We start from the raw sequence: 2,069 nt of genomic DNA, 5'->3' as shown, positions 1-2,069 counted from the left end.
AATGAAGAGGAGATACTAGAAAAGAATAAAGATTTTTTAAATAAAGTAATTTGGATTGGGGATTTGAATACAGATGACGGCGAAGTTATAGGGGTATATGAAGTTTATATAACAAATACAAGACTTGCAAGCAGAGTAAAAATTTCTAGGATTTGCAGTAAGATAATCACAGGCGGAGAGAGAAAAGTTTACGGAAAGGGAATATTTTTTATACTTTATGAAGATAATAAAAATCAATATAGAATTTCTTATGTAAAGCATGATAGGATTATGTCTGGGAACGATATAGTATCAGATTACAGCAATCCTAAGAGATATACTTTTTTACTTGGCGAGGGCATAAAGGTTCATACGCCTCAAAGCAGAATTACAAGCGATATTTTTAAAAATGTTGAGAGTATAGAAAATGCATTTAGTGTTGAGGGTGTTAATAAGGAGTTTTATAAAGTAGTTAAAGAATATTTTGATCATATATATAAAGATGTTATAAAATATTTTCATAAGGACGAAAACAAATCTAAAGAGTTTGCATTAAGATTTTTGGGACGCATACTTTTCTGCTGGTTTTTACGAGAAAAAGAACTTATACCGAATGAGATATTAAACAGCAAAGTTTTTGAGAATCTTAAATATAAGAAAAATTATTACAGCGATGTACTTGAGGATTTATTTTTCAATGTTCTTAATATGGATATGGAGAAACGCAATTTTTCAAGGGAGCGAGTTATATATAATTATGAGAAGGATATACCATTTTTGAATGGAGGCTTATTTTCAAAGAAGGAGGACGATGAGGCTGTTAAGTCAATAGACGATAATATAATAAAGGGGTTATTTGAATTTTTCGAGAGATATAATTTTACTGTTGATGAGAGTGCCCCATTCGATGTTGAAATAAGCATAGACCCTGAAATGTTAGGACGCATTTTTGAAAATTTGCTTGCCGAGATAAATCCAGAAACAAAAGAGAGTGCGAGAAAGGAAACAGGTTCTTTTTATACTCCTAGGGAAATTGTTGATTATATGGTTATGGAGTCTATTAAACTTTATCTGTATAAAAAACTTACAAATATGGATAAAATAAAGATAGACAGTATTTTTGATGTTGATGAGAGTATAGAGTACAGCGATAAAGAAAGAAAGGATATTTTAGAGAATATACATGATATGATAATATTAGACCCTGCATGCGGTAGCGGGGCTTTTCCTTTGGGAATACTTCAGCGTGTTTTTAATGTGATTGATAAGCTAGATCCTAAACATGAATATTATAAAGATTATATAATCAAAAAATTACCGTCTGGTGCCAAAGCCGAATTTAAAAAATTATATAGTGCAAAAAAGTTCGGATATGCTTATAAACTTGATATACTTCAGAGCATGATACATGGAGTTGACATACAGCCTATAGCGGTTGAAGTGAGTAAGTTGAGGGCATTTTTATCTTTGGTTGTTGATGAGAAGAAAGAAGATAAAGAAGATAATTTAGGAATTAAAACTTTGCCTAATTTGGAATTTCAATTTATATGTGCTAATGCCTTAATAGGTATAAATTTCAATATAAAAAAAGGTACTTTTGAATACGGTATTTTAGAAGGTATAAAAGAGAAGATGACTAACATTGCTATAATGTTTTATGCTGCTTCATCTATAGAGGAAAAAGAAAATGTAAAAATAAAATTTGAAGAGTTTAGAGAGTTTGTTAAAAATTCAACTTTCATAAATGATGATATAAAAAATAAAATATTATCTTGGTATCCATTCGATAATAAATCGTCTGAATTCTTTTCTCCTTTGGTACAGTTTGGAATTGATAGAGATTTTGATATAGTTATAGGTAATCCTCCATATATACAAATTCAGGGTATGGCTAAAGGATTAAAAGAAATGTATCAGAATGCAGGTTATGAGAGTTTCAAGTCTACAGGAGATATATATCAACTGTTCTATGAAAAATGTTTGAGTTTGCTTAGTTCTGACGGAGTATCTAGCTTGATAACTTCTAATAAATGGATGCGTGCAGGTTATGGTGCTAGTACTAGAGAATATTTTTATAAGAATGCCGATGT

1 protein-coding gene is annotated in these 2,069 nt (G+C 30.2%); it reads left to right on the top strand.

The window, feature by feature from the left end; genetic code table 11:
- The coding region (locus Q1J76_RS00095) for an Eco57I restriction-modification methylase domain-containing protein (protein WP_300377719.1) at positions 1-2,069 on the top strand (2,069 nt) is incomplete at both ends.

Origin of the sequence: Brachyspira sp., from assembly GCF_029258575.1 — a bacterium.
Classification (GTDB): Bacteria; Spirochaetota; Brachyspiria; order Brachyspirales; family Brachyspiraceae; genus Brachyspira.
The sequence above is the reverse complement of the archived record's forward strand: the minus strand, read 5'-3'. Positions and strand labels throughout refer to the sequence as shown.